The following is a 375-nucleotide window of genomic DNA, read 5'->3' as shown; positions in this document are numbered from 1 at the left end:
TCCAAGCGCTTCCCGATCGATGGCTGGTCGATGACACCGAATGCCTCCCGCATGAGTCACTGGGCGGTCTCCCACCGGTGCACTTCATGCCTCGGTTAACCCTCGCTCCGATCGTCTATCAAACAGTGTCTACTTGACAGGGGTGCTTACGGCAACTTCCGCTATTTCATCAGTCAGGCTTACGTCTGGGCTGAGAGCTATTTGATCGCTGCGGCCTTCACAACTCTGATTTTCTTGGTACGTCTGCTGGTGTTGGTGCTGACCGTACCACTGATGCTCACGGCGGCATTTGTCGGCCTGGTGGATGGCCTGGTCCGGCGCGATGTGCGCCGCTTCGGTGCGGGCCGTGGATCCGGCTTTGTCTATCACCGGGCC

The 375-nt window shown here is 58.9% G+C and carries 1 pseudogene; it reads left to right on the top strand.

What is annotated here, in order from left to right:
• Window positions 1-153: 153 nt before the first annotated feature.
• Window positions 154-375: pseudogene (locus tag KDH83_RS31975) on the top strand (DUF4400 domain-containing protein); the annotation flags it as partial.

Source organism: Achromobacter sp. Marseille-Q0513 (assembly GCF_018195695.1).
Classification (GTDB): domain Bacteria; phylum Pseudomonadota; class Gammaproteobacteria; order Burkholderiales; family Burkholderiaceae_B; genus Achromobacter.
This window is presented reverse-complemented; position numbering and strand designations above follow the sequence as displayed.